The organism is Pedobacter sp. NEAU-ZC8 (genome assembly GCF_059278965.1).
The window spans coordinates 58,367-81,725 of the sequence record NZ_JCAJXC010000001.1; the positions used below are offsets into that span (position 1 = coordinate 58,367).

General features: G+C 44.3%; 25 protein-coding genes and 1 tRNA gene. 15 read left to right on the top strand and 11 right to left on the bottom strand.

Features of this window, described 5'->3' with window-relative positions:
* Nucleotides 1–133 precede the first annotated feature (133 nt).
* Nucleotides 134–583 carry a universal stress protein gene (locus tag AC5WJX_RS00290; protein ID WP_494482861.1) on the bottom strand — a complete coding sequence of 150 codons (450 nt, stop codon included), beginning with the start codon at nt 581–583 and terminating at the stop codon, nt 134–136.
* 96 nt (nt 584–679) lie between these two features.
* Between AC5WJX_RS00290 and AC5WJX_RS00295 the strand changes: the two genes are divergently transcribed.
* Complete coding sequence (locus tag AC5WJX_RS00295; protein WP_494482862.1) at nt 680–1,462, top strand: C40 family peptidase; 783 nt, start codon at nt 680–682, stop codon at nt 1,460–1,462.
* 26 nt (nt 1,463–1,488) lie between these two features.
* Here the strand turns inward: AC5WJX_RS00295 and AC5WJX_RS00300 are convergent, their stop codons facing one another.
* The 9 genes from AC5WJX_RS00300 to hisG all read right to left on the bottom strand — a co-directional run bounded on the left by AC5WJX_RS00300 (nt 1,489) and on the right by hisG (nt 9,494).
* Nucleotides 1,489–2,388, bottom strand: a complete 900-nt coding sequence (locus AC5WJX_RS00300; protein ID WP_494482863.1) for a WD40 repeat domain-containing protein — start codon at nt 2,386–2,388, stop codon at nt 1,489–1,491.
* A 1-nt stretch (nt 2,389) separates the two neighbouring features.
* Nucleotides 2,390–2,980, bottom strand: a complete 591-nt coding sequence (gene hisIE, locus AC5WJX_RS00305) for a bifunctional phosphoribosyl-AMP cyclohydrolase/phosphoribosyl-ATP diphosphatase HisIE (protein WP_494482864.1) — start codon at nt 2,978–2,980, stop codon at nt 2,390–2,392.
* The gene (gene hisF, locus AC5WJX_RS00310) at nt 2,977–3,732 is read right to left on the bottom strand and encodes an imidazole glycerol phosphate synthase subunit HisF (protein ID WP_494482865.1); all 756 of its coding nucleotides are present in this window, start codon (nt 3,730–3,732) and stop codon (nt 2,977–2,979) included. The genes hisIE and hisF overlap by 4 nt, the downstream gene beginning before the upstream one ends.
* 2 nt (nt 3,733–3,734) lie before the next feature.
* The gene (hisA, locus tag AC5WJX_RS00315; protein WP_494482866.1) at nt 3,735–4,484 is read right to left on the bottom strand and encodes a 1-(5-phosphoribosyl)-5-[(5-phosphoribosylamino)methylideneamino]imidazole-4-carboxamide isomerase; all 750 of its coding nucleotides are present in this window, start codon (nt 4,482–4,484) and stop codon (nt 3,735–3,737) included.
* 7 nt (nt 4,485–4,491) lie between these two features.
* Nucleotides 4,492–5,079 (bottom strand): imidazole glycerol phosphate synthase subunit HisH, encoded by a 588-nt coding sequence (gene hisH / locus AC5WJX_RS00320; RefSeq protein ID WP_440430117.1) that lies wholly within the window; start codon nt 5,077–5,079, stop codon nt 4,492–4,494.
* Nucleotides 5,080–6,213 carry a bifunctional histidinol-phosphatase/imidazoleglycerol-phosphate dehydratase HisB gene (gene hisB / locus AC5WJX_RS00325; RefSeq protein ID WP_494482867.1) on the bottom strand — a complete coding sequence of 378 codons (1,134 nt, stop codon included), beginning with the start codon at nt 6,211–6,213 and terminating at the stop codon, nt 5,080–5,082. It abuts the gene before it with no gap.
* A gap of 27 nt (nt 6,214–6,240) precedes the next feature.
* Nucleotides 6,241–7,287 carry a histidinol-phosphate transaminase gene (gene hisC, locus AC5WJX_RS00330; RefSeq protein WP_494482868.1) on the bottom strand — a complete coding sequence of 349 codons (1,047 nt, stop codon included), beginning with the start codon at nt 7,285–7,287 and terminating at the stop codon, nt 6,241–6,243.
* Nucleotides 7,277–8,575 (bottom strand): histidinol dehydrogenase, encoded by a 1,299-nt coding sequence (gene hisD, locus AC5WJX_RS00335; protein WP_494482869.1) that lies wholly within the window; start codon nt 8,573–8,575, stop codon nt 7,277–7,279. The genes hisC and hisD overlap by 11 nt, the downstream gene beginning before the upstream one ends.
* A gap of 67 nt (nt 8,576–8,642) precedes the next feature.
* Nucleotides 8,643–9,494 carry an ATP phosphoribosyltransferase gene (gene hisG / locus AC5WJX_RS00340; protein WP_440430113.1) on the bottom strand — a complete coding sequence of 284 codons (852 nt, stop codon included), beginning with the start codon at nt 9,492–9,494 and terminating at the stop codon, nt 8,643–8,645.
* Between the two features lie 370 nt (nt 9,495–9,864).
* On the opposite strand from hisG, the gene AC5WJX_RS00345 reads away from it, so the two are divergent.
* The 14 genes from AC5WJX_RS00345 (at nt 9,865) to AC5WJX_RS00410 (ending at nt 21,205) form a co-directional block, all read left to right on the top strand.
* The gene (locus tag AC5WJX_RS00345) at nt 9,865–11,127 is read left to right on the top strand and encodes a dihydroorotase (protein ID WP_494482870.1); all 1,263 of its coding nucleotides are present in this window, start codon (nt 9,865–9,867) and stop codon (nt 11,125–11,127) included.
* Entirely contained in the window at nt 11,120–11,797 is a 678-nt protein-coding gene (locus AC5WJX_RS00350; RefSeq protein ID WP_494482871.1) for a hypothetical protein, read from the top strand. Before AC5WJX_RS00345 ends, AC5WJX_RS00350 begins: the two co-directional genes overlap by 8 nt.
* A 25-nt stretch (nt 11,798–11,822) precedes the next feature.
* A complete protein-coding gene (locus tag AC5WJX_RS00355; RefSeq protein WP_494482872.1) occupies nt 11,823–12,395 on the top strand; it encodes a DUF4199 domain-containing protein in 573 nt (190 codons plus the stop codon).
* 160 nt (nt 12,396–12,555) lie between these two features.
* Entirely contained in the window at nt 12,556–13,509 is a 954-nt protein-coding gene (locus AC5WJX_RS00360) for a glycosyltransferase family 2 protein (RefSeq protein ID WP_494482873.1), read from the top strand.
* Nucleotides 13,509–14,477, top strand: a complete 969-nt coding sequence (locus tag AC5WJX_RS00365; protein WP_494482874.1) for a glycosyltransferase — start codon at nt 13,509–13,511, stop codon at nt 14,475–14,477. Before AC5WJX_RS00360 ends, AC5WJX_RS00365 begins: the two co-directional genes overlap by 1 nt.
* On the top strand, nt 14,474–15,301 hold the full coding sequence (locus AC5WJX_RS00370) for a hypothetical protein (protein WP_440430107.1): 828 nt from the start codon (nt 14,474–14,476) through the stop codon (nt 15,299–15,301). Before AC5WJX_RS00365 ends, AC5WJX_RS00370 begins: the two co-directional genes overlap by 4 nt.
* Nucleotides 15,302–15,307: 6 nt before the next feature.
* Entirely contained in the window at nt 15,308–16,807 is a 1,500-nt protein-coding gene (locus AC5WJX_RS00375) for a GH3 auxin-responsive promoter family protein (protein WP_494482875.1), read from the top strand.
* Between the two features lie 10 nt (nt 16,808–16,817).
* Complete coding sequence (locus tag AC5WJX_RS00380; RefSeq protein WP_494482876.1) at nt 16,818–17,969, top strand: 1-deoxy-D-xylulose-5-phosphate reductoisomerase; 1,152 nt, start codon at nt 16,818–16,820, stop codon at nt 17,967–17,969.
* A gap of 37 nt (nt 17,970–18,006) precedes the next feature.
* Nucleotides 18,007–19,338 (top strand): RIP metalloprotease RseP, encoded by a 1,332-nt coding sequence (gene rseP / locus AC5WJX_RS00385; RefSeq protein ID WP_494482877.1) that lies wholly within the window; start codon nt 18,007–18,009, stop codon nt 19,336–19,338.
* An 8-nt stretch (nt 19,339–19,346) separates the two neighbouring features.
* Nucleotides 19,347–19,871 carry a Fe-S protein assembly co-chaperone HscB gene (gene hscB / locus AC5WJX_RS00390; RefSeq protein ID WP_440430103.1) on the top strand — a complete coding sequence of 175 codons (525 nt, stop codon included), beginning with the start codon at nt 19,347–19,349 and terminating at the stop codon, nt 19,869–19,871.
* A 2-nt stretch (nt 19,872–19,873) separates the two neighbouring features.
* The gene (locus AC5WJX_RS00395; protein WP_440430102.1) at nt 19,874–20,167 is read left to right on the top strand and encodes a DUF3817 domain-containing protein; all 294 of its coding nucleotides are present in this window, start codon (nt 19,874–19,876) and stop codon (nt 20,165–20,167) included.
* 53 nt (nt 20,168–20,220) lie between these two features.
* Nucleotides 20,221–20,300 (top strand) — tRNA-Leu (locus AC5WJX_RS00400).
* Nucleotides 20,301–20,627: 327 nt separating this feature from the next.
* Entirely contained in the window at nt 20,628–20,981 is a 354-nt protein-coding gene (locus tag AC5WJX_RS00405) for a hypothetical protein (protein ID WP_494482878.1), read from the top strand.
* Nucleotides 20,982–20,992: 11 nt separating this feature from the next.
* A complete protein-coding gene (locus tag AC5WJX_RS00410) occupies nt 20,993–21,205 on the top strand; it encodes a hypothetical protein (RefSeq protein WP_494482879.1) in 213 nt (70 codons plus the stop codon).
* Nucleotides 21,206–21,252: 47 nt separating this feature from the next.
* Here the strand turns inward: AC5WJX_RS00410 and AC5WJX_RS00415 are convergent, their stop codons facing one another.
* Entirely contained in the window at nt 21,253–23,343 is a 2,091-nt protein-coding gene (locus tag AC5WJX_RS00415) for a CehA/McbA family metallohydrolase domain-containing protein (protein ID WP_494482880.1), read from the bottom strand.
* Nucleotides 23,344–23,359 lie beyond the last annotated feature (16 nt).

Consider the following 23,359-nt stretch of genomic DNA (forward strand, 5'->3'; position numbering starts at 1 on the left):
ACACAACAGCCCGTTATAAACCGCAGATCAAAGGCAGATGAAAGCCACATGATTCCTGCGGTCGTTGTGCCTTTCATCTGGGTTTGATGTGCGGTTGATGTGCGTTTGATCCGAAGCTGGAACAGCGCCGGGGCTAGACATCTGCCTTGTTTGGTACAATGAGTACCGGACAGGCAGATTTTCTTGCTACATGCTCAGCAACGCTGCCCATCAGAAAATGGTATAAGCCTGTACGGCCATAAGTACCAATAACGATCAGGTGGGAGCCCCACTCTTCGGATTGCTGAATGATACCATGAGCGGCACTATCCATCACACTGAAATAGGTGGTAGGAATTCCATTGCCGTATTTGTCTTCCATTTCCTTAAGCAGGATGTGGCTATTGTCTTCACTATTATCATAAGTTTCCAAAAACACTGGTGCCAGTGTCATATCAGGATTTACGTTTGCGGGAAGGGGTTCAATAACATTTACCAAAGCTACTTCAGCACCGAATGTTTGTGCGATTTCGTAGCCTACACGCGCTGCCTTCTCCGAGGCGGTGCTGTTATCTACTGCAATTAGTACTTTCTTAACATTCATATCTGCTGGTTTTTGGTTTGTACACCTATAACAATTTCCATCTATATAATGTTTAATGTACGTTTTTACCAGGCTTTCACTAGTTTTATACCCGGAATGGAAAATGAATTTGGAATCTGTCGGGTGTCGATTGCCCCTTTAAGATCTGCTCCGAAGGATCAGGCAGAAATTGTCTCGCAACTACTTTTTGGAGATCAGGTGATCATTCTTGAAGTATTGGATAAATGGCTCAAGGTGCGGAACTTGTTTGACGGCTATGAAGGTTTCATGGATTTTAAGCAGTTGACTACTATCGGCACAGATGAGGCTGCTGCCACCGCTGAGCACCAGTATTTGGCTCCTGCAGCGCCCATAAACAGCATCTTGCTCGAAGATGGCAGCAAGATCTACCTGGCTGCGGGTAGTAATCTCCCGGCCTATGAGCAAGGCTCTTGCAAGATTGGTGATACAACTTACAAAGTCGATTTTGAACCCTTGCAGCCAAACCCGGATCAGCGGCTTGAGCGCGTAATCACTGGCGCTTTGTTTTTCCAGCATGCGCCTTATCTGTGGGGCGGGCGGACATTGTTTGGAATTGACTGCTCCGGCTTCGTACAGATCGTGTATAAATTAGCTGGTATCAAGCTCCAACGCGATGCTTCACAGCAGGCACTGCAAGGCGAAACCGTTCATTTTCTGCCGGAGGTGCAAGCTGGTGACGTGGCTTTCTTTGACAATGATGAAGGTCGAATTATCCATGTCGGTATTCTCCTGAATCAAAAGGAGATTATACATGCTTCCGGACAGGTACGAATAGATCCGATTGATGATCAAGGCATTTTCAACAAGGAACTAAAACGCTACACCCATAAACTCCGCATCATCAAGCGTTTTCTTTAAGCCTGCATAATGCTTTGCGAACATGACTAGTCCTCCATACGCCAGATCATGATGTGTCTGTCGTCTCCGGTGGAAATCAGGTATTTTCCATCTGCACTCCAGATCATGTGGTTAATGGAGTGAAAGTGCCCGCCGGTATTCTTTTCATTGCTCAAAATTTTGACAAGCCTGAAATCACGGCTGCTCCAAAGTTTGATGCTCTTGTCCTGACTGCAACTTGCGAAATAGGGCAGCGTAGGGTGGAACACAATGCTGTAAATGCTGAAAAGGTGTGCAGGGATGTTTTTCTGCAGCTCGAAATCTAAGAGGCTCCAGACCTTAAGCTGTGCATCGCGACTGCCGGAGATCATGTACGTACCTGTAGGATCAAATTGGATCGATGTTATCGGAAGGGTATGGCCTTCTAGCACTTTGAATAGTGAATAGTCCTCCGAATTATACAGCCTGATCAATCCGTCTTTTGCGCCGATGGCGATGATCTTTTCGTCTTTACTAAGCTCAACAACACGCAGGGTATTATTGATAACCGGGAACTCATATAAGAAGCTGAATTCTGATAAAGACCAGATCACCACATTACCTTCTTCACCCGTACTGATCAATTCGTTTTTAGAAGGGATCGTCTTGATGTCGAAAACACCTTTTTTATGATGGTCTAATCTGGCCAGCAGTTGTGCGGTTTGGGTGTTGTAAACCAGGATGGTACCACTGCGTTGGCCAATGAATAAAAGATCATTGAACCTGTGCAAAGCATAAACGGAGCTTTGCACAGGCAGGAGTATTTTTACATAGGTCATGCTGCTTAGCGACCATTCTACAACACCTTTATCATTACCGGCGCTATAAAAGCGGTCTGGATCAACAGCACTGCTCAGAGCGTAAATTGGGTTTGAGTGGCCAACAAGGGTTTCTTCGAGTACCAGCATGTTACTTTTTATGTCTGCTTTCCAGGTTTAACGCAATATCTTCTAGTGTCTTGCCTTTTTCCTGTAATAACACGAGCAGGTGAAAGATTAAGTCAGAGCTTTCATTTACAAAATCAAAATCCGTTTCTGCTAATGCAGCGATTACGGTTTCAACACCTTCTTCACCAACTTTCTGGGCAATTTTGTTGATGCCTTTTTTCCGCAGGCTGTTTACGTAAGATTCTTCTGAGGGGTTTGCATAACGATCTGCAATGATGTTCTGCAACTGAAAGATGAAGTTCTGGTTGTAAGGCGTATTAAAACAGCTACGGTTACCGGTATGACAGGTAGGTCCAACAGGGGTTACCTTAATCAATAGGGTATCGTTATCACAATCCAGGTAAGTCTCTTTTACATGCAGGAAGTTTCCGCTGCTTTCACCTTTGGTCCACAGTCTGTTTTTAGTGCGGGAGAAGAAGGTTACAACACCCTCGTTTTGTGTTTTGGTCCATGCTTCCTCGTTCATGTAACCCAGCATCAACACTTCTAAGGTCTGTACATCCTGTATAACTACAGGTACAAGGCCATTACTTTTTTCAAAATCTATATTCATAACCTTACCGGTATGCCGTTCTTTTTTAATTCTTGTTTCAGATCTGGTATAGCGATCTCTCCGAAATGGAAGACCGAAGCCGCCAGGGCAGCATCTACGCCAGTCTGTTTAAATACATCTACGAAATGTTGCTTGTTGCCAGCACCACCGGATGCGATAACCGGAATGTTAACACTGCTGCAAACAGTAGCCAGTAGTCCACAGTCAAAGCCGTTCTTAGTACCATCATGGTCCATGGAGGTCAGCAGGATTTCTCCTGCACCCATGGATTCTGCTTGTTTGATCCAGGATTCCGTTTCCAGTTCTGTAACCTTGCGGCCGCCATTCAGGTGCACCAGATTTTTACCCTCTACAAATTTCGTGTCTACCGCTACCACAACGAACTGTACGCCAAAGGCGCTTGCGAGTTGTTCAATTAACAGGGGATTGTTTACTGCTGCGGAGTTGATGCTGATCTTATCAGCGCCGGCACTCAGTAGCGCTTCGGCATCTGCGACTGAGGTGATGCCGCCACCGATGGTAAAAGGGATGTTTAGCTGGCTGGCCACAGCTTTTACCATTTCAATCATGGTCTTACGGCGTTCATGTGTGGCGGTAATGTCCAGGAATACCAGTTCATCAGCACCTTGCTGGCCATATTGCCAGGCAAGCTCCACCGGGTCGCCGGCATCGCTAAGATTTACAAAGTTTACGCCTTTCACTGTTCTGCCGTCTTTTACATCCAGGCAGGGGATAATTCTTTTACTCAGCATATTTACAATGAGGACAGCGCTTTAAGGTTCCATTGTTTGATCTCGTCAATGCTGATCCGGTTCTCGTAAATCGCTTTACCAACCACACAAGAGCGAATGTTGTATTTGGCAAGTTCCTCAATGTCGGCCATAGAACTGATTCCGCCCGAAGCGATCAGCTTAATGAATGGAGAGTGATCTAAAAGCTTTTTGTAAAGATCTACTGCCGCTCCGCCTAACTTACCATCTTTATTGATGTCGGTACATAGAAAGCGGAAGAAGCCAAGTGACAAACACTTATCAACGTAATCCAGCAGTTTAATTGGAGAGCTTTCCATCCAGCCCGAGTACTTGATCACCTCGTCCAGAACGTCGATGGCAACAACGATGCGGTTGGCATAGTCGTACTTTTTGCCTACTTCCTCACTTAGCTCGGAAAGGAAATTTGGATTGGTGATGGCCTGTGTACCCACGATCACGCGGTGTATGCCCGCATCGAGCAGTTTAGTTACTTGGTCAATGGTACGGATACCACCACCGTACTGTACTTTCATCTCTGTTCTGCGGATGATTTCAAAAAGGGTCTCCTGATTACTGAAGTCGCCTTTGGCGCCATTGAGATCGATAATATGTATATATTCGGTACCGTTGGAATGGTACATTTCAATCATGTCAGCGATGGAAACGTCGTATACTGTTTTCTGGTTGTAATCACCTTCTCTGAGACGGACAACCTTGCCATCTAAAATATCAATTGCTGGAATTATATACATTTTATCTTTAAATTTTTGAAAAGTTCTTTAATACAAGTTCTCCGGCTGCGCCGGATTTTTCGGGGTGAAACTGCACGCCATAAAAATTATCCCTTTGAATGCTGGCGGAGAAAGGTGCTCCGTACTCTGCTGTAGCAATATCAAATGTAGGATTGTATTCAATAAAGTAGGAATGTACGAAATAAAATTGTGCCTGATCCTCAACACCTTCGAACAATTTATTGTTTTTTGGAGATACATTATTCCAGCCCATATGTGGTATTTTAATGTTTCCGGCTTTGTCAAAAAGCCTGGTTCTGACCGGCACGATGTTCATGAGTTTTGCGTCGCCCTCTTCAGAGTGTTCCGTTAGCAGTTGCATACCTACGCAAATGCCCAAAACAGGCTTCGTTTGTGCTTTTATAACCTCTACGAGGCCGGTTTCTTCGAGTTTTTTCATGGCTGCGCCTGCATGGCCAACTCCAGGAATGATGATGTGGCTATACTGCTCGAAGTCTGCCGCTTCATTGATCATACCATATTGGATGTCTAGTCGCTTAAGTGCTGAGGTGAGTGAAAAAATATTCCCTGCACCATAATTTACAATTCCAATCATTTACAAAACGCCTTTTGTGCTTGGTAGTACTAATTTTTCTGGATCCCGTTTGATGGCCATTTTTATCGCTTTTGCGAAAGCCTTGAAGATTGCCTCAATCTTGTGGTGTTCATTCTGACCTTCCGCTTTGATGTTCAGGTTGCATTTTGCTGCATCACTGAAGGACTTGAAGAAGTGGTAAAACATCTCTGTTGGTACATCTCCAACCTTCTCGCGTTTGAAATCTGCATCCCAGACAATCCAGCTTCTGCCACCAAAATCAATCGCAGCTTGTGCCAGGCAGTCGTCCATTGGCAAACAAAAGCCGTACCGCTCTAAACCCAGCTTATTGCCGATGGCCTTTGCAAATGCCTCGCCTAAGGCAATGCCAGTATCTTCAATGGTATGGTGTTCGTCGATGTGCAGGTCGCCATCAGTTTTAATGTTAAGGTCGATGCTGCCGTGGCGGGCGATCTGATCCAGCATATGGTCGAAGAAGTTCAGTCCGGTATGGATGGATGCTTTTCCGGTGCCGTCAAGGTCAATATCGATGCTGATCTTCGTCTCATTAGTGTTGCGTTCATGATGCACGGTACGGGTGCCTGCACGTAACATGGTGTAAATGTCCGCCCAGTCCTGCGTTTCCAGTGCAATAACTTCCTGCAGACTTTCTGCTTTTTCAAGCAGCTCATTCTGGCCGAGAAGATCGTTATTGCGCAACCAAATGGCTTTCGAACCCAGGTTTTTCGCAAGGATCACATCATTAAGGCGGTCGCCGATCACAAAAGATTCCTTCAAATTGAAGCCCTCGGCGAAGAAATGCTGGAGCAATCCGGTATTTGGCTTTCTGGTAATTGCATTTTCATGTGCAAAGGTCCGGTCAATGATGACTTCCTCAAATTGTACGCCTTCAGCTTCGAAGGTATCTAAAATGAACTGGTGCACGGGCCAGAAGTTGGCCTCCGGGTGCGAATCTGTACCCAGACCATCCTGATTGGTCACCATCACCAGTGAATAATCCAATTCATTGGCGATTTTAGATAGATAGTACAGTGCTTTTGGATAGAACTTCAGCTTCTGAAAGGAATCGATCTGTTCATCTTCTGGCTCCAGGATCAGCGTACCATCGCGATCTATAAATAATACTTTTTTCATTTGTTGGTTAATTCGGTTTATCGCGGTTTAAGCTTGATAGTTTTTTAAGGCAGTAACTAAGGTTTGGTTTTCTGCAGGTGTGCCGATAGAAATTCTCAGGCATCCTTCGCATAAAGTCACTTTGGAGCGGTCCCGGATGATGATGCCCTGGTTCACCAGGTAGTTGTATATTCCGGTTGCGTCGGTCACCTCGGCGAGCACAAAGTTGGCATCAGAAGGATAAACTTTATTTACAATTTCAAGTCCGGTTAATGCAGTACTTAAATGGTCACGTTCTTCTACGGTAACCTTGATCCATTCGTTAACCTGATTTACGTTTTGCAATGCAGCTAATGCAAGGTCCTGTGTTGCCTGGTTAATGTTGTAAGGAGGTTTAACTTTATTCAAAATGTCGATGGTTGGGCGGGCAGCAAATGCCATCCCTAAACGTAGTGCAGCAAGGCCCCATGCTTTGGAAAAAGTCTGCATTACAACCAGGTTTGGATACTCGGTTAATTCCTTAATAAAACTCCTTTGTTTTGCATAATTAATGTACGCTTCATCGATCACAACTAAGCCCTGGAAATTCGCTAAAACAGTTTCAATATCCGTTCTGATAATTGAATTTCCGGTTGGATTATTTGGCGAACAAATAAAGATCACTTTGGTGTTCGAATCGATCGCTTCAGCAATACCATCTAGGTCCAATTGGAAGTTCGGAAGCAAGTTCACTTTGCGTACTTCAACATTGTTTATATTGGCCGAAACCTCGTACATTCCGTAAGTTGGTGGAAGGATAATAACGTTGTCTTTTCCGGGTTCGCAAAAGGCGCGGTACAGCAGGTCAATTGCCTCATCACTTCCGTTACCTAAGAAGGTGTTTTCAATGGGTACACCCTTGATCTTACTAATAGCATCTTTAAGGTCGAGCTGCAGTGGATCGGGGTACCGGTTGTAATCTGCAGGCAGTGGTGATCCGAAGCTATTCTCATTGGCATCAAGATAAATGCTAGCCTTGCCTTTATACTCATCGCGGGCAGTAGAGTAGGGGCGCAGGTTCTTTATGTTTTCCCGCTGTAAACTGTTAATATCCATTTTCTGAATTTAAACGAATGGTGATGGCATTTTTGTGTGCCTGCAGGCCTTCTGCTTCTGCAAGCGTCTCAACAGTATTGCCAATGTTATTTAAACCTGTTTTATCAATAAGTTGGAAAGTGATCTTCTTAATAAAAGAATCAATTGAAACCCCCGAATAGGCTTTTGCATAACCACTTGTGGGTAGGGTATGGTTGGTGCCTGAGGCATAGTCTCCAGCACTTTCCGGCGTTAAGTTGCCAAGGAATACAGAGCCTGCATTTATGATGAGGGGAACTATCGTTTCATATGCCGAGGTAGCCAGAATAAGGTGTTCAGGAGCATAGACATTACTGAAGTCCATACCTGCGTTTAGGTCGTCCACCAGCACGGCATAAGAGTTTTGGATCGCCTTTTCCGCAATGGTCCTACGTGGGAGCACAGCAATCTGCTTTTCCAGTTCAGCGATTGTATTAGCTATAATTTTACTTGAGGTAGCAACCAATACAGACTGACTATCAAGGCCATGTTCTGCCTGAGCAAGGAGGTCGGAAGCGACGTATGACGGATTGGCAGTCTCGTCTGCGAGCACTAAAACTTCGGAAGGTCCCGCCGGCATGTCAATGGCCGTCAGCGTTGTGCCCTGGATTAACTGCTTCGCCTGGGTCACATATCTGTTTCCCGGACCAAAGATCTTGTCAACTTTCGGGATGCTTTCCGTTCCGTAAGCCATAGCAGCAACGGCCTGAGCACCTCCTGCAAGATATATCCTGTCGATACCCAGCAGCATGGCACAATAGGCCAGGTAGCTGTTCGTTTTTCCGTCTTGTTGAGGCGGAGAACATACGATGATTTCCTTACAACCCGCAAGCTTTGCTGGAATGCCCAACATGAGGAAGGTGCTTGGTAGAACTGCTGTACCACCCGGTATATAGAGGCCTACACGTTCAATCGGGCGATTTTCACGCCAGCAAGTTACACCGGGCATCGTTTCTATTGGGGCTTCTTTATGTATTTGTGCCGCGTGAAAGTGTTTGATGTTGCTGTATGCGGTATCAATAGCTGTTTTGACGTCTTCCGGGATAGCTGATGCAATTTCCGCGAGTTCCGTTTTGTCCAGGTATAGCTTAGTAAGATCAACCTTGTCAAACTGAAGGGAGAAGGTTTTCAATGCTGCATCTCCATCCTGTTTTACCTGGTTTACAATTGCTGAAACCCGCGCTTTGATGCTACCGTCATCCTCCAGTTGTCGTAAGCAGATGTTCTGAATGTCTTGTTTAGACAGGTCTTTTAATGTGTAGACTTTCAATGTTTTATATTTAGGAATTAACTAAAGGTTAATATCAAAATTGAGGTGTTTAGGCGTTTGTACCCATTTAGACGATGATCTTTTCCATTGGCATTACAACAATACCTTCGGCACCTGCAGCCTTAAGCGCATTAATCTTTTCCCAGAAATCCTGTTCAGCAATCACGGAGTGTAAGGCCACCCAACCTTCGTCGAACAATGGAACTACTGTCGGACTCTTCACGCCCGGAAGTAGCGCAACAACTTTTTCCAGGTTTGTTTTGGCAACATTTAATACAACGTATTTAGTTTCTTTTGCTCTCAAAACGGAACGAACACGCTGTAATAATTCAAGCACCTCAGGCTCAAATTCTGCACCTTCCCTGCCGATTAAAACCGCCTCAGATTTCATCACTTCAGCAAATGGTTTCAGCCCATTACTTTTTAAAGTTCCACCGGTGGAAACGATGTCACAAATGGCATCACTTAGTCCTAAACCAGGACCAATTTCTACCGATCCTGAGATGGTTCTGACCTGAGCATTTACATTATTTTCGAGAAGATATTTTTCTAGAATAACCGGGTAGGAAGTGGCGATGGCCTTGCCTTCTAATTCCGAGATTTCAGTGATGTCACTATTGTTCGGAACGGCAATTTTAAGGGTACATTTTCCAAAAGATAACTTCTGTAAATACGATACCTGTGCACCAGATTCTGTGATCACATTTTCACCAACAATACCGAGATCGGCAATGCCATCCTGAACATATTCGGGGATATCGTCATCTCTTAAAAAGAGGATTTCTAAAGGGAAATTACTAACGGTTGAGATAAGGGAACTCTTGTAGTTTTCGAATGATAAACCACAATTTTTAAGGATCTCTACAGATTTTTCGTTTAACCTACCCGACTTCTGGATAGCTATTTTGAGTGTTTTCAATTTGCTTATATTGAATGAATGGAATAAAAATAAAATTTTCGGAAACTAGTCTTGAAGTACAAAACATTACATATCTATCGCCATAACTGGCGATGGTGCAAATGTAAGTGGTGGTTCAAGTGTTTTCTCATTTATTTCGTCCGTTCAATCTGCAAATGCATGTTGGGATGCGGCAAATATATACGCTTGGAAATAAAATAAAGAATATCAGCTTCAAAAATTGTATCGTTAATGTAAGTTTAACATGGAAACACCAGGATTGATGGTATGTTTAAGAAATGATACATTGAAAAAGCGGTTCTAGAGGCCTTAGCTAAGAATAAGCCAAACAGATTCCATTTAAATCCTTATTTTTGTTTAAAAAAACAATATGAAACTTGTAATCACAGGCGTAACTATTGCCGACCCCAATAGTCAGTTTAATCAAAGCACTTGTGATGTACGTGTAGAAGAAGGTAAGCTTGTAGCGATAGGCGAAAGCTTGAGCCCTGAAGCCGGTGACGAGGTTTTTGATGGAACTGGATGTTACATTAGTCCGGGATTTTTTGATCTGAATTGCGCAGTTGGTGATCCTGGTTTAGAAACCAGGGAAGATATTCAAACTGCAATGGCTGCTGCCGCAGCTGGAGGTTTTACTGGCATTGCCGTTTTGCCGCACGCTGAACCTGTTGTGCATTCCAAAGCAGAAGTAGAGTACATTTTGAACCGTTCGAAAGATCGTTTGGTTGATGTCCATCCGATTGGAGCAATTAGCAGGAACCTGGAAGGAAAGGAGCTTGCGGAGCTTTACGATATGCAACAAGCAGGCGCAGTTGCTTTTTCTGATGGCAATAAACCTGTAGCTGATGATGGCTTTATGAGCCGTGCGCTTCAATATGCAAAGGGTGTTGATGCGCTCCTGATGGTTTATCCGGAGAATAAAGCAATAGCAGGTAAGGCTCAGGTGAACGAAAGTCGCACCAGCGTTTTGCTTGGTATGAAAGGAATTCCTGCCCTGGCAGAACAAATGCAGATCTCACGTGATTTGTTCCTTTCGGCATATCACGATACACCAATACATATTAGTACAATATCGACGGCCGGATCTGTTGCTTTAATAAAACGCGCAAAACGTGACGGCGCGAAGGTGACCTGCGACGTTGCGGCACATCACCTGGTGTTTACTGAAGACAAGTTAAACGATTTTGACAGCAATTATAAGGTTAAACCACCGTTAAGAGGTAAGAGCGATGTCAAAGCACTTTTAGCGGGGTTGAAAGACGGCACGATTGATGCCGTAACCAGTCAACATCGTCCACATGAAATAGAGCATAAGGACGTGGAGTTTGAAATTGCAGCCTACGGCATGCTTGGGCTACAAACGGCTTTGCCATTTTTAGTGAAAGCAGGTCTGGATGCACAGCAGATTGCCGAGAAGCTGGCAATTGCACCAAGAAAGGTATTGAATCTTGAAGTTCCTAAAATTGAAGTTGGTGAAAAGGCCAATTTCAGTGTTTACAGTTTGAAAGAGACCTGGTTATATAACCAGGATAGTAATAAAAGCAAGTCTAAGAATTCAGCCCTATTAAATCAACAGCTTAGCGGAAAAGTGAAGCTGGTATACAACAACAATAAACTTGAAACTTATGGATAGTAATGTAAAAAGCGCACTTGTCGCCGCACTGGATAAATTTGCGGCACAATCGGGTGAAGATTCGGTTAAACTGGAAGAAAACCTTGTTGAGGTGTTCAGTAAGGATCTTGGTTTTCTTGAGAAAGTTGAAGAGTTTGATGCCGCATTCGATGAATATCCTGCATTCGAGGAACTTCGCGAGGTTTTCTTTGACTTATTAATGATCAACTTCTTTGCAAGTGACATTAAGAAATTGGAAGAAGATTACCTGGAAACCGATGAGTGGGCGAACATTGAAGAAGAAACCATTGATCGTGGTACGGAGTTGCTGAATTTGCTGCTGTACATCAACGAGTGTCATGACGAGAAAATTAAGCCTGAACTCAATGACTTCCTGAAAGAGTTTTTGTTGGTTGAAGAGGACGAGTTCCAGGATGAGTTTCATATTTATGAAGATCTGATCAGCAATCAGCAGCTGGTTGAGAGCAGCATCGAGGATATCTGCAGTCATGCAGGCATGATCGATCTTGGTGAAGAGATGGAGGAGCTGTTTGTTCCTTTCATGAGTTTCTTCCATCAGCCACGGGCAACACCGGAGGCCTTAAAAGAGTTGGAAGAAAATAGCGCAAATCCTGCTTTTGATGTTGCGGTTTACAGCTTAATTGCTAATTTTAACGAAAATAGAATTTAGTAATTAAATAAAAACGCTGTTAAACATGGAAACTACAACGATCAATACCAGTGCGGTAAGAAGTGCTGCCCTGAAGAATGGACTTATTTGGGGCGCGATCAGTATCGTGTTGTTTTTGGTCATTTATTACATTGCACCAGAGCTTATGGGTTCATGGATCGGCTCAACCATCACCTTTTTAGTTGGTATAGGTCTGGCGGTTTTCTTTTGCCTGGATCTACGTAAACATGCTGGAGGATACTGGAATTTTTCACAGGCACTGTTAAACATCTTTATCATGTTCCTCGTTTCTACAGCCCTTTCATACTTTTTTACCATCATTTTCAGTAAGTACATTGAACCGGAGTATGCGATAAAAATGAAAGAGACGATGATGTCCAGTGTAGAGTCTACCTATAAGAGTGTTGGTCTGGATGCTGCGAAACTGGATGAAGAGATGAGTAAAATGTCTACTGAACTAGATAAGACCTTAAATCCGAACTTTTCGCAAATCATTGTTGGCTTCGGTATTTCCGCGACCTTATATTTTATCGGTGCACTGATTTTTGCTGCAATCTTTAAAAAAGAGCGTCCAATATTCTTTAAAACTGAGGAATAGAAATCATAATTTTTTAAGCCAATACTGTTTGGGTCGATGAAATCGGTCGGACGGTATTGGCTTTTTTATGGAACATTTTCGTGTCAATGTTTTAAGCATTCAGAAGAATGTCATTTAATTTGACAAAATTTGCGACCAGATTAAGCGTACTAGAGCACACATGGACATATCTGTTGTTATTCCCTTATATAATGAAGAAGAATCTTTATCAGAACTAACGGTCTGGATTGCCCGGGTGATGGCTGAAAATGGTTTTTCGTATGAGATCCTGTTCGTGGATGATGGGAGTACAGATGCCTCATGGAACATCATCGAATCGCTCAGAATTACGCAGCCTGAAGTTAAGGGTATTAAGTTTCGACGTAACTATGGAAAGTCGGCAGCACTAAACGTAGCTTTCGAGGCTGCAGCGGGTGATGTTATCATCACCATGGATGCCGATTTGCAAGACAGCCCGGATGAAATTCCTGAGCTTTTCCGCCGTATTAAGGAAGAAAAGTTTGACCTTATTTCTGGTTGGAAGAAGAAACGGTATGACCCGATCACTAAAACGATACCTACAAAGTTGTTTAATGCCGCAACCCGGAAAATGTCTGGCATTGCGCTGAATGATTTTAACTGTGGTCTTAAAGCTTATCGAAAAGATGTGATCAAAACGATTGAAGTTTACGGGGAAATGCACCGTTATATTCCGGTAATTGCCAAATGGGCGGGTTTCACGAGGATTGGCGAGCAGGTTGTGGAGCACCGCGCACGTAAATACGGGGTAACCAAATTTGGGATGAGCCGTTTTATCAATGGCTTCCTGGATCTCTTATCGATCTTCTTTGTTGGTAAATTTGGAAAGCGACCAATGCACTTCTTTGGTTCGCTTGGAGTTCTGTCTTTTTTCCTGGGGATCTTTATGGCCTTATGGATGATTGGCGTTAAACTTTACCATATCGCTGTGCACCTGCCGTATAAACGGGAGGTTACCGATCAGCCTTTATTTTACATTGCCTTAGTGGCCATCATTGTCGGTTCACAAATGTTCCTGACGGGTTTCGTTGCGGAGCTGGTGACAAGAAATGCACCTGAGCGAAATCAATACTTAATAGAAAAAGAGCTGCGCTAATGTTTTTTTCTATCATTATACCTTTATATAATCGTCCACAGGAGATTGATGAGCTGCTGTTTACTTTAACCCGGCAGTCTTACACGCAGTTTGAAGTGCTGGTAATTGAGGACGGATCTGTAAACGACGCTAAAGCTGTTGTTGAAAAGTATAGCAACAAGCTTGATCTTAAATACTACGTAAAAGCAAACGAAGGACAAGGCTTTACCCGGAACTATGGTTTTGAGCGTGCAAAAGGCGATTACTTTGTAATTTTCGATTCAGACTGTCTGATTCCCGAAGACTACCTGGAGATCGTAAAAGATTATTTACTGGCCCAGGGCCTGGATGCTTACGGAGGCCCTGACGCTGCTCATGATAGTTTTACACCGGTACAAAAGGCCATCAGCTATGCAATGACCTCACCTTTCACCACAGGGGGCATCCGGGGTAATGCTAAACACATCGGCCAGTTTCATCCCAGAAGCTTTAACATGGGGGTTTCCAGAGCAGTTTGGGAAAAAGTTGGGGGATTTATTCTGACCAGGCTTGGGGAGGACATCGAATATAGTATCCGTATCCAAGAGCATGGTTTCAAGATCGGGCTGATTCCTGCGGCAAAGGTCTATCATAAACGTCGAACAAGTTTTGCGCAGTTTTATAAACAGCTGCATTTCTTTGGCAGGGCCAGGATCAACATCTATAAACATTTCCCTTCAGAGCTTAAGCTGGTGCATTTTTTTCCGGCAGTGTTTACGGTGGGTATATTGCTGACAATAGTTCTCCATTTTATATATCCGCCATTAGCTTATCTTTGTGATGCGGGTATATTTTTATTTTTCTTTTTGATATTTTGTCATTCCTGGCAGGTGAATAGGTCTGTACATGTGGCTTTTTTAAGCATCATTGCAGCGTTCATTCAGCTGGGTGCTTATGGGATGGGCTTTATACAGGATTTTGTTAAAAGAGTAGTTTTAAAATCGGCATGATTAATTTTTTAAAAGAAAGCACCTTTACGGTTAATGAGGTAATCGGGAAAGCCTGGCGTGTTACTTACGACAACTACTTCTCGCTCGCGACCTTGTGCTTTTTAATCTTCATTACTTTTACGACCTCGAGTTTAATGGCCTTCTTTTTAAAGGATGTAAACATTGGCTTGCGGATCCTGATGGTGTTCCTTTTTATCGTGCTATACTGTACGATAAATCTATCCTTGTTTAAGTACATTCTCCATTTGTTGGATAATGAGAACGAACAGATCACTATTGTAAGCACTTTACCTACCCGCGTACAGATCATTCGTTTCTTGATAGCTACATTTTACTTCGCACTTTGTATCGTATTCGTGGGTGTCTTGCTTTACCCAGTGTTATTTATTCTTGATCCCATCTTGCGTTACGCCGTAAAAATGGGTTTGGTCAGCGACCTCGCTGCAGCTGGCAGGGTAGTGACCAATGTCTCCGTTGCTATTGCCATTGTGGCAATCTTCATCACCTTCATCAGGATTTCATTTTTTCAATTTTTCATTATTGATAGGCAGGCTAAGCCTTTCCAGGCGATAAAATACAGTTTGGCCACCACCCGAGGTAATTTTACCAAGATCTTGTTACTGTTACTGGTGCTTGGCTTTTTTCACCTGCTCTCTTTGGTTTTTAACTATCTTCACTGGTCGGTGATATCATTGCTGGTCATCAGCCTGAGCTCCTTCATCATTGTTCCGCTTTCCAGCGTGGCATTAACGATTGTTTATCGTAAGATGATGGCTGAATACGATGGGAACGAAGAACCAGACATCATTCACAATATTGTTTAGCAAATTATGGGATTAAAAGCGGCATTAAGTAAACCCTTTGCTGCCTTCATCGTACGAGGCATAAACAAATGGAAAAATAACGCAGCAGCGGCTCAACAAAAGGTTTTTCAGCAGCTCATCAGCGAAGCGTCTGATACTGCTTTTGGCAAGGATCACAATTTCTCATCCATAAAGACCTATGCCGATTTCAAGCAACAGGTGCCTGTGCGGGACTATGAAGCACTAAGACCCTATATTGACCGTGTGGTTGCAGGGGAGCCAAACATCATGTGGAAGGGCAAGCCGGAATACTTCGCTAAAACATCCGGGACAACTTCTGGCGCTAAATATATTCCAATTTCCAGGGAGTCCATGCCGGAGCATCTCAAAGCTGCACGCAATGCTCTGTTGACCTATATACATGAAACCGGGAAAGCTGACTTTGTCAACGGGAAGATGATCTTTCTGCAAGGTAGCCCGGTGATGAGCATAAAAAATGGGATCAAAGTTGGCCGTCTATCAGGGATTGTAGCTAACCTGGTGCCTGCTTATTTGCAGCGAAACCGGATGCCGTCGTACAAAACGAACTGCATTGAGGACTGGGAAACTAAAGTTGACGCCATTGTAGACGAAACGATTCAGGAGGATATGACCTTGATCTCCGGTATTCCACCCTGGGTGCAGATGTACTTCGACCGTTTAACGGAAAAGAGTGGTGGTAAGAAGATCAAGGATATATTCAAAAACCTGCAGCTCTTCGTATATGGGGGGGTAAATTATGAACCCTACCGTGCAAAGATTGAGGGTAGTATTGGGAGGAAGATCGACTCGATCGAAACCTATCCGGCTTCAGAAGGCTTTATTGCTTATCAAGATAGTCAGCAGGATAAAAGTCTGTTATTATTGGCTGATGCAGGGATGTTCTATGAATTTATTCCTGCTGAGGAATATTATAATGAGCGTCCGACACGTTTAAGCTTGGAAGAGGTGGAGCTGGACAGGAACTACGCCTTGATCTTGAATACGAATGCGGGACTTTGGGGATATAGCATTGGTGATACGGTGAAGTTTGTATCTAAACATCCGTATAAGATCCTGGTGACTGGAAGGATCAAACATTTTATTTCAGCTTTCGGTGAACATGTGATCGGAGAAGAAGTAGAACAGGCACTATGGAGTGTAGCTGAACAGGAAGGAGTTAGCATCACCGAATTTACCGTAGCGCCACAGATTACGCCACCGGAAGGAGGCTTGCCATATCACGAGTGGTTTGTGGAATTTGGAACTGCACCAAAGGATTTAACTGCTTTTAGCAGGAAAGTGGATGAGGCACTTCAAAAGAAAAACATATATTACCATGATCTGATCACGGGGAAGGTATTGCAACCGCTCTTGATCCGGTCATTAAATAAAAATGCATTTGTAGACTACATGCGTGCTGCAGGTAAACTTGGCGGCCAGAATAAGGTGCCTCGGCTGTCTAACGACAGACAGATTGCGGATCGTTTGAGTAGCTTTACAATTTAACAGAATATCATTGAAGAATATATCGATACTGGGCTCTACTGGGTCTGTGGGGACACAAACGTTGGAAGTTATTGAGGCTAATCCTTCGTTATATAAAGTTGTTGCGCTAACAGCGCAGAAGAATGCAAAGCTGTTGATTGCGCAGGCCATGAAATACCGGCCGGAATTGGTTGTGATCTGCGATGAATCAAAATTTCAGCAGGTGCGGACGGCACTTGAAGGTACTGCCATAAAGGTGCTTGCTGGTGAGGCGGCATTAGAGGAAGCAGCCAGCCTGGATAGCGCAGACTTCGTAGTAACTGCAATTATGGGGGCTGTAGGATTAAAGCCGACTATAGCAGCAATCAAAGCAAAAAAAGATATCGGTCTTGCCAATAAGGAGACGTTAGTTGTGGCTGGGCAGCTGATCACCCAGTTGGCGAAGGATCATGGTGTTAATATTGTTCCCGTCGATTCTGAGCATTCCGCCATCTATCAGTGCCTGGTGGGAGAAGCAGGAGATGCTGTGGAAAAGATTTACTTGACCGCTTCAGGTGGCCCGTTCCGGGGTAAAGATCTTTCATTTCTGGCATCTGTGACCAAAGAGGCTGCTCTAAAACACCCGAACTGGGTGATGGGCGCTAAAATCACGATTGATTCTGCATCCATGATGAATAAGGGATTGGAAGTGATCGAAGCCAAGTGGTTATTCGACCTGAAAGAAGATCAGATCGACGTGATCATACATCCTCAATCGATTATCCACTCGCTGGTGCAGTTTACTGACGGTTCGATGAAGGCGCAAATGGGGCTGCCTGATATGAAACTGCCGATTCACTATGCGATGGCTTATCCGGCACGGGTACAAACGAACTTCCCTCGCTTTAACTTTATGGATTACCCGGAGCTTACGTTTCAGCAGCCGGATAGGACGGCATTTCGTAATCTGGAACTCGCTTATCAGGCGATGAACCAGGGTGGTAATATGCCCTGCATCGTCAACGCAGCCAATGAAGTGGTGGTGAATGCATTCCTGGAAGACAGGATCGGCTTTTTGGAAATGAGCGATGTTATTGCACGTTGTATGAGTGATGTACAATTCATTGCAGCGCCTACCCTGAACAATTATTTAGAAACGGACCAGCATACCCGTATATTTGCCGGTCAACTGGTAACAAAATAGATTTTATCTCATCATAAATAAAAACATTAAGTAATATATGAATGGACTGATTATGACCGCCCAGCTTTTACTGGGACTATCGATATTAGTAATTTTACACGAACTGGGTCACTTCCTGGCGGCAAGGGCCTTCGGCATCAAGGTCGAGAAATTCTACCTATTCTTTGATGCCTGGAACGTTAAGCTTTTCAGCTTTAAAAAAGGCGATTGTGAATACGGAATCGGTTGGCTGCCACTTGGGGGCTATGTGAAGATTGCAGGTATGATCGACGAGTCGATGGACACTGAGCAGATGGCACAACCTGCACAACCTTGGGAGTTCCGCTCTAAACCGGCCTGGCAGCGATTGATCGTGATGCTCGGTGGTGTGGTCGTAAACGTGATTGTCGGTATTTTCATCTTCTGGATGCTGACGTTCAAATACGGAGAAACTTATATTTCGAACAATTCCAACCATAGTGGCATCAATCCCGGTGTAGTAGGACAAAGTATTGGACTACAAAAAGGGGATAGGGTGCTTGCCATCAACGGTAAAAAGGTAATCCGCTTCGAAGAGATTACTTCTTCGAAAGTGTTATTGAGCAACACTACATTAACCATTCTGCGTGGGAACAAAACATTGTACGTAAAGGTTCCTGAAAACATCCTGAACGACATATCGGACGAGGGCATTGAGGCCTTTGTAGACCGCGTACCGCTGATTAGTTCTACTGTGGACTCCATTATGACCGGTAGACCTGCGGCTAAAGCAGGGGTGCAGAAGGGTGACGTGATAACTGCCATCAATGATGTTCCTGTTAAATTTAGTACCGAAGTTGTTGAACAGATAAAGAAGTCTAAAGGGAAGCCCATGGTTTTCGACGTAAAACGCGGTGCGGAGACATTGGCTTTGAATGTGCCGGCTGATACATCCGGTATGGTGGGCATTGGATTCCGTGTAAGTGAAATTAAACAAGAAACTATCAAATATGGCTTGTTGGAAGCATTGCCTATCGGTGCTACACAAGCCTGGAAAACTTTCAGCGACAATGCAAAAGGTATTGGTAAGGTATTTACAGGTCAGATAAAGGCGAATAAGGCATTCTCCGGACCTGTGGATATTGCACGCAAGGTTTACGGTGGTGAGTGGGTTTGGGCTCGATTCTGGGCATCTACCGCATTCATTTCGGTTGCCTTAGCATTCATGAACTTATTGCCGATCCCGGCATTGGATGGCGGACACGTGGTATTCCTTTTAGTGGAGATGGTAAAAGGAAAGCCGCTGGGCGACAAATTCATGGAACGTGCACAGATGGTCGGCTTTGTGATTTTGCTATCGCTCATGGTCTTTGTGCTCGGCAACGATATCTTTAAGAATTTTATTAAGTAGCACCGTTTATGGATTACTTTGAATTATACGGCCTTCCGCTTAGCTTCAACCCCGATTTGAAGCTCGTGAAGCAGAAGTTTTATGAACTGAGTAAAAAGTACCACCCGGATTTCTTTATCAATGAAGGTGAAGAAAAACAGCAGGAGGTACTGGAGCTGTCGACATTAAACAACAAAGCTTTTCAGGTGCTTAATGATCCACAGAAGCGAGTTCATTATATACTATCGTTGAAAGGCTTGCTGGAAGAAGGGGAGAACTATAAACTTCCGCAAAGCTTCCTGATGGAGATGATGGAGGTAAATGAAGCTTTGATGGACTTGCAGTTTGATCCAGATCCGGAGCGCTTGTCGCAGGTGAAGCAGGAAATAGACAACATTGAAGCTTCACTGAACCAGGAATCCGCATCGCTTGCAGCTTCTTACGACCAGCAAGATCCTGCTGCGCAGGAAGCAACATTGCTGGCGATCAAAGATCTTTATTACAGAAGTAAATACTTATACCGGATCAGGGAAAGCCTGGCCAAAATCAAATAGATATGATGCATACTTCCGCCATTTTCAGAAAAGTAGCCGTTGCAGAAGGGATTTCTTACATCCTTTTATTGTTTATCGCGATGCCATTGAAGTATTGGGCAGACATGCCGCTAGCGGTGAAATATACAGGTTGGGCGCATGGACTGCTGTTTGTCTTGTATATCGTTTTCTGGCTAATGACCTGGCAGGAAAGCAGATGGAAGGCAAGTAAAGCAGCGATGTTCCTGCTTTCGTCATTTTTACCTTTCGCACCATTCTGGGTGGATAAAAAATTAAAAGAAGATAATGAAAATTAATCTTGGAAGTTTGGGAGACAATGAATAGATTTGCATCCCGCTAACAAGCAAATGCCCAGCTGGCGGAATTGGTAGACGCGCTGGTCTCAAACACCTGTGGGAAACCGTGCCGGTTCGACTCCGGCGCTGGGTACAGTGGAAACACTAAAAGGCCTTTGAATCAATGATTCAGAGGCCTTTGTCTTTTATACGACATACGAATTTATATACAGGAAATTGGTTGATTTCGAACCTACGAGACCCATATACCAAAAGATCAATTTGCTGTTGCAATAAGAGCTTGTAGAGCCTCTTTGAAGAGCGTCAGACGGACTGTGCTTTTTGCTTCTCATATCAACACACCCATTTTCTCAAGAATCTTTTATTCCTGAGCAAATTCGAGTAAATGCTTCTCAAAACTATTCTCGCTGAAAACCTTCAAGGTCCTTGGTACGTATAGTCTATATGCCAAGTGAAAACCATGCAACGAATAATCTATTATAAGGAAGACCGTGGCTACCGCGTATCTGACGTAGAAACAAAGCACAACCTCCCACGCAAAGTCGCTGAACTTGCCGCATGCGATGCTCAAGTGATCTGTGTTTTTGAAATTGAAACTTTAAAAGCCTCTTTCATGTGTAGATCATATGAGCTACACTTGCAGCTGCTTAGGGCATCTTACCCTAGTACCATGCTCGGAAAGCTCCTCCAGCTGTTTAGAACCGGTAAACGTCCTGATTACAACATGCTATTAAATTTAGAACGGCCGTCCAAGGATCTCTCCGCAATTACAACAACGTGGCATCCGCTACACAAAAAACTGGTTTTAAACTAAACAAACTCCACATGCAAAGACTGTTATACTTAGACCTGGAGCAGGGGTACAAATCGGCTGACATCAATTCAAAACGAGATCTACAGACAAACTATGATCTATTGATAGAGCGAGGCGATCATATCATTTGTGTACTGGATGCTAATAATACTATTAGAGATAAATGCGACTGTTTTGACGCGCATGCGGAATTTGTTCAGGCATGTTATCTATCAGCATGGTAAATCTGTGACCTGCCTGGTGAGAAGGTGGCTGACATAGAAAGCAGGATCTACGGCTCCAGATAAAACGTCTGGCTAAATGCCCCGTTTGCTGCACAATCCCAGGCTTCCACACGCAACCATTTGCGGCCCTTCAGTTCAGGTCTAAGAGCAAAGGTTTTTGTTCCGTAGGCCTCGGTATTTGTCAGGTCTACCTTTTCCCTGTAAACTTTCTCTCCGTCGCCGGAAATGATCTCGACAAAGTTCATTGGGAAGGTCCAGCTGAGTTTTAGCCGTATATCAGCTGTAGCATCTGCATTCAGCTTCAGCGTCTCACCGGAAAGCTTGCCGTTTACCTGCAGTTCATGCATCAAAACCTCTCCGGTACTGCTGAAGAATTTACCCCGTTGCATCGCTTCGACCACAGGCTTCCAGCCTTCGCTGAATTTAGGAAGCTTGTCCATCATCATGTAGTTTACATTCATGTGGGCGTACATCTCGTTTTCCTGTGTGATGGTAAAAAGGTCAGCCTCGGCTATTACGGTCTTCTTTTCTCCCCAGTTGTTCATATCATCTAAAAGGTCGAGCACACGGTTGCCGAGTCGCGGTTGAGAAAGATCAGCCGGCATAGCTTTCCAGGCAGCGCCCATAAAGCGATCAGACTTGAAAAACTCTTCGTGGTTGTAAATATCAGGTGTGTTCACCGAGCCCTTTGTGCGTGCGTGTGCCGTCCAGGCAAGCCCATGTTCATCCTTAAGCAACCGGAGCATATCGTATTTATCCCCAATATGGTACACCTTCCCAAAACCTGGTTGCTCCTGAACGTACGGTACGCCTTTCGCCCGGGCCATTACCCAATATACCGGCTTGGGAAATATTTGAAGCCAGTGTCCCCCGAAAAATTCATTTGGCTCCTCACCAGGCATCAGCAGAAAACGGTCATCAGATAAACGTTCGCATTGCTCGAACAACGTTTTCAGTTCTTTCAGACGGAGCGAATCCGGCCCCTTGGGATGTGCGGTATAGTGAAACTCCCCCAAATGAACCATATCCACACCAAGGCGTTTAAATACATCTACAAACTCCGGCTTCTCTGGAACAGCTTTGCCGGCGAGCACAACATTCATGATAAATTCATTATGAAAGTGGCTGGACATGGTTTTAAATCCCGGAAGGCTAGCGTAACGATCCGCATTGGTAAACTTTTTCACTGCTTCAAGCACATCCCCACTGCCTGAATTTCCGAGCAGGCAGAAAAAGTTAAGCCGCTGTTTCGTTCCCGGAGGTGCGTTGAACCATGGAACAAAACGTCTGTCACCTTCCAGTTCCTGCCTGATGCCCATGCCATAACCGTCGACCAGCCCGCGATAATTGGCGCCATGCCAGATAAATTTCAAATTGAACGCCTCATCAAGTGGATAGAAATACTGATGTGGCGGAGGAAAGATAGCCAAAGCACCGCTCTTGCGCTGTGCAGCAATCGTACGATACTTCAGGGCCAGGTTCCGGGCAGAATCCGCATAGTTGACTGCTGCGGTAGCGAACTGATCACCGGTATTCACCCAGGTTAGTTTTTCCCATTTCTTTGACCGGCTTACCAATCCTGCATCATAGACGATTGCCGTGGCGTCAGCCTCCGTAGACATTACCGCAGCTATATTAAACAGCGGACTGCCATTGTAGAACGTAAGCTCCAGCTTACCAGAAAAGCGGTCCGCTTTCAGGCTCCCTAAAGAGACAACCGTCCGGCTGCCAGTCGTTTTTACTGAAATTGAATCTTTCTTTAATACCACCGGGTAGGTAGCATGCGGGCGGGCGGGCACCTTGTCAAAAAAAATATTCCAGCTGTTCTGTGACAAGAGATCCCGTTTTCCAATGCTCAACAGAAATGATGGATCTAGATCTTCAGCGACAGTGTGGAACTTAGATTTGGAACTTAGACCAATGTACTTAAACAAGGGACTGCTAGCAGACATATCCAACTGTATTTTGCCCCTGGTGTCTTTTCCTGCCGGCCAGGTGAGTTCAATCAATGGCCCATTCTGTGTGATTGTTGCACCGCCATCGGAATTGAATAAGCTGGTGTCTAGTTTCTGCTGCGCTTTTACCTGACCCAGGGAAAAGATGGTCAGTGCTAATAAGATCAAGGTTCTAAAATTCATATCTGGCTTGTATGAT

Bases quoted from the DNA above. Each gene is read 5' to 3' on its own strand.
- hisB (WP_494482867.1), bottom strand. From the start codon at position 6,213: ATGAAAAAAGTATTATTTATAGATCGCGATGGTACGCTGATCCTGGAG.
- AC5WJX_RS00355 (WP_494482872.1), top strand. From the start codon at position 11,823: ATGGAAACTACAACGATCAATACCAGTGCGGTAAGAAGTGCTGCCCTG.
- AC5WJX_RS00300 (WP_494482863.1), bottom strand. From the start codon at position 2,388: ATGCTGGTACTCGAAGAAACCCTTGTTGGCCACTCAAACCCAATTTAC.
- AC5WJX_RS00375 (WP_494482875.1), top strand. From the start codon at position 15,308: ATGGGATTAAAAGCGGCATTAAGTAAACCCTTTGCTGCCTTCATCGTA.
- hisF (WP_494482865.1), bottom strand. From the start codon at position 3,732: ATGCTGAGTAAAAGAATTATCCCCTGCCTGGATGTAAAAGACGGCAGA.
- AC5WJX_RS00360 (WP_494482873.1), top strand. From the start codon at position 12,556: ATGGACATATCTGTTGTTATTCCCTTATATAATGAAGAAGAATCTTTA.
- AC5WJX_RS00395 (WP_440430102.1), top strand. From the start codon at position 19,874: ATGATGCATACTTCCGCCATTTTCAGAAAAGTAGCCGTTGCAGAAGGG.
- AC5WJX_RS00350 (WP_494482871.1), top strand. From the start codon at position 11,120: ATGGATAGTAATGTAAAAAGCGCACTTGTCGCCGCACTGGATAAATTT.
- AC5WJX_RS00345 (WP_494482870.1), top strand. From the start codon at position 9,865: ATGAAACTTGTAATCACAGGCGTAACTATTGCCGACCCCAATAGTCAG.
- AC5WJX_RS00295 (WP_494482862.1), top strand. From the start codon at position 680: ATGGAAAATGAATTTGGAATCTGTCGGGTGTCGATTGCCCCTTTAAGA.
- hisH (WP_440430117.1), bottom strand. From the start codon at position 5,079: ATGATTGGAATTGTAAATTATGGTGCAGGGAATATTTTTTCACTCACC.
- AC5WJX_RS00370 (WP_440430107.1), top strand. From the start codon at position 14,474: ATGATTAATTTTTTAAAAGAAAGCACCTTTACGGTTAATGAGGTAATC.
- AC5WJX_RS00415 (WP_494482880.1), bottom strand. From the start codon at position 23,343: ATGAATTTTAGAACCTTGATCTTATTAGCACTGACCATCTTTTCCCTG.
- hisA (WP_494482866.1), bottom strand. From the start codon at position 4,484: ATGTATATAATTCCAGCAATTGATATTTTAGATGGCAAGGTTGTCCGT.
- rseP (WP_494482877.1), top strand. From the start codon at position 18,007: ATGAATGGACTGATTATGACCGCCCAGCTTTTACTGGGACTATCGATA.
- hisIE (WP_494482864.1), bottom strand. From the start codon at position 2,980: ATGAATATAGATTTTGAAAAAAGTAATGGCCTTGTACCTGTAGTTATA.
- AC5WJX_RS00405 (WP_494482878.1), top strand. From the start codon at position 20,628: ATGCAACGAATAATCTATTATAAGGAAGACCGTGGCTACCGCGTATCT.
- hscB (WP_440430103.1), top strand. From the start codon at position 19,347: ATGGATTACTTTGAATTATACGGCCTTCCGCTTAGCTTCAACCCCGAT.
- AC5WJX_RS00365 (WP_494482874.1), top strand. From the start codon at position 13,509: ATGTTTTTTTCTATCATTATACCTTTATATAATCGTCCACAGGAGATT.
- AC5WJX_RS00290 (WP_494482861.1), bottom strand. From the start codon at position 583: ATGAATGTTAAGAAAGTACTAATTGCAGTAGATAACAGCACCGCCTCG.
- AC5WJX_RS00410 (WP_494482879.1), top strand. From the start codon at position 20,993: ATGCAAAGACTGTTATACTTAGACCTGGAGCAGGGGTACAAATCGGCT.
- hisC (WP_494482868.1), bottom strand. From the start codon at position 7,287: ATGGATATTAACAGTTTACAGCGGGAAAACATAAAGAACCTGCGCCCC.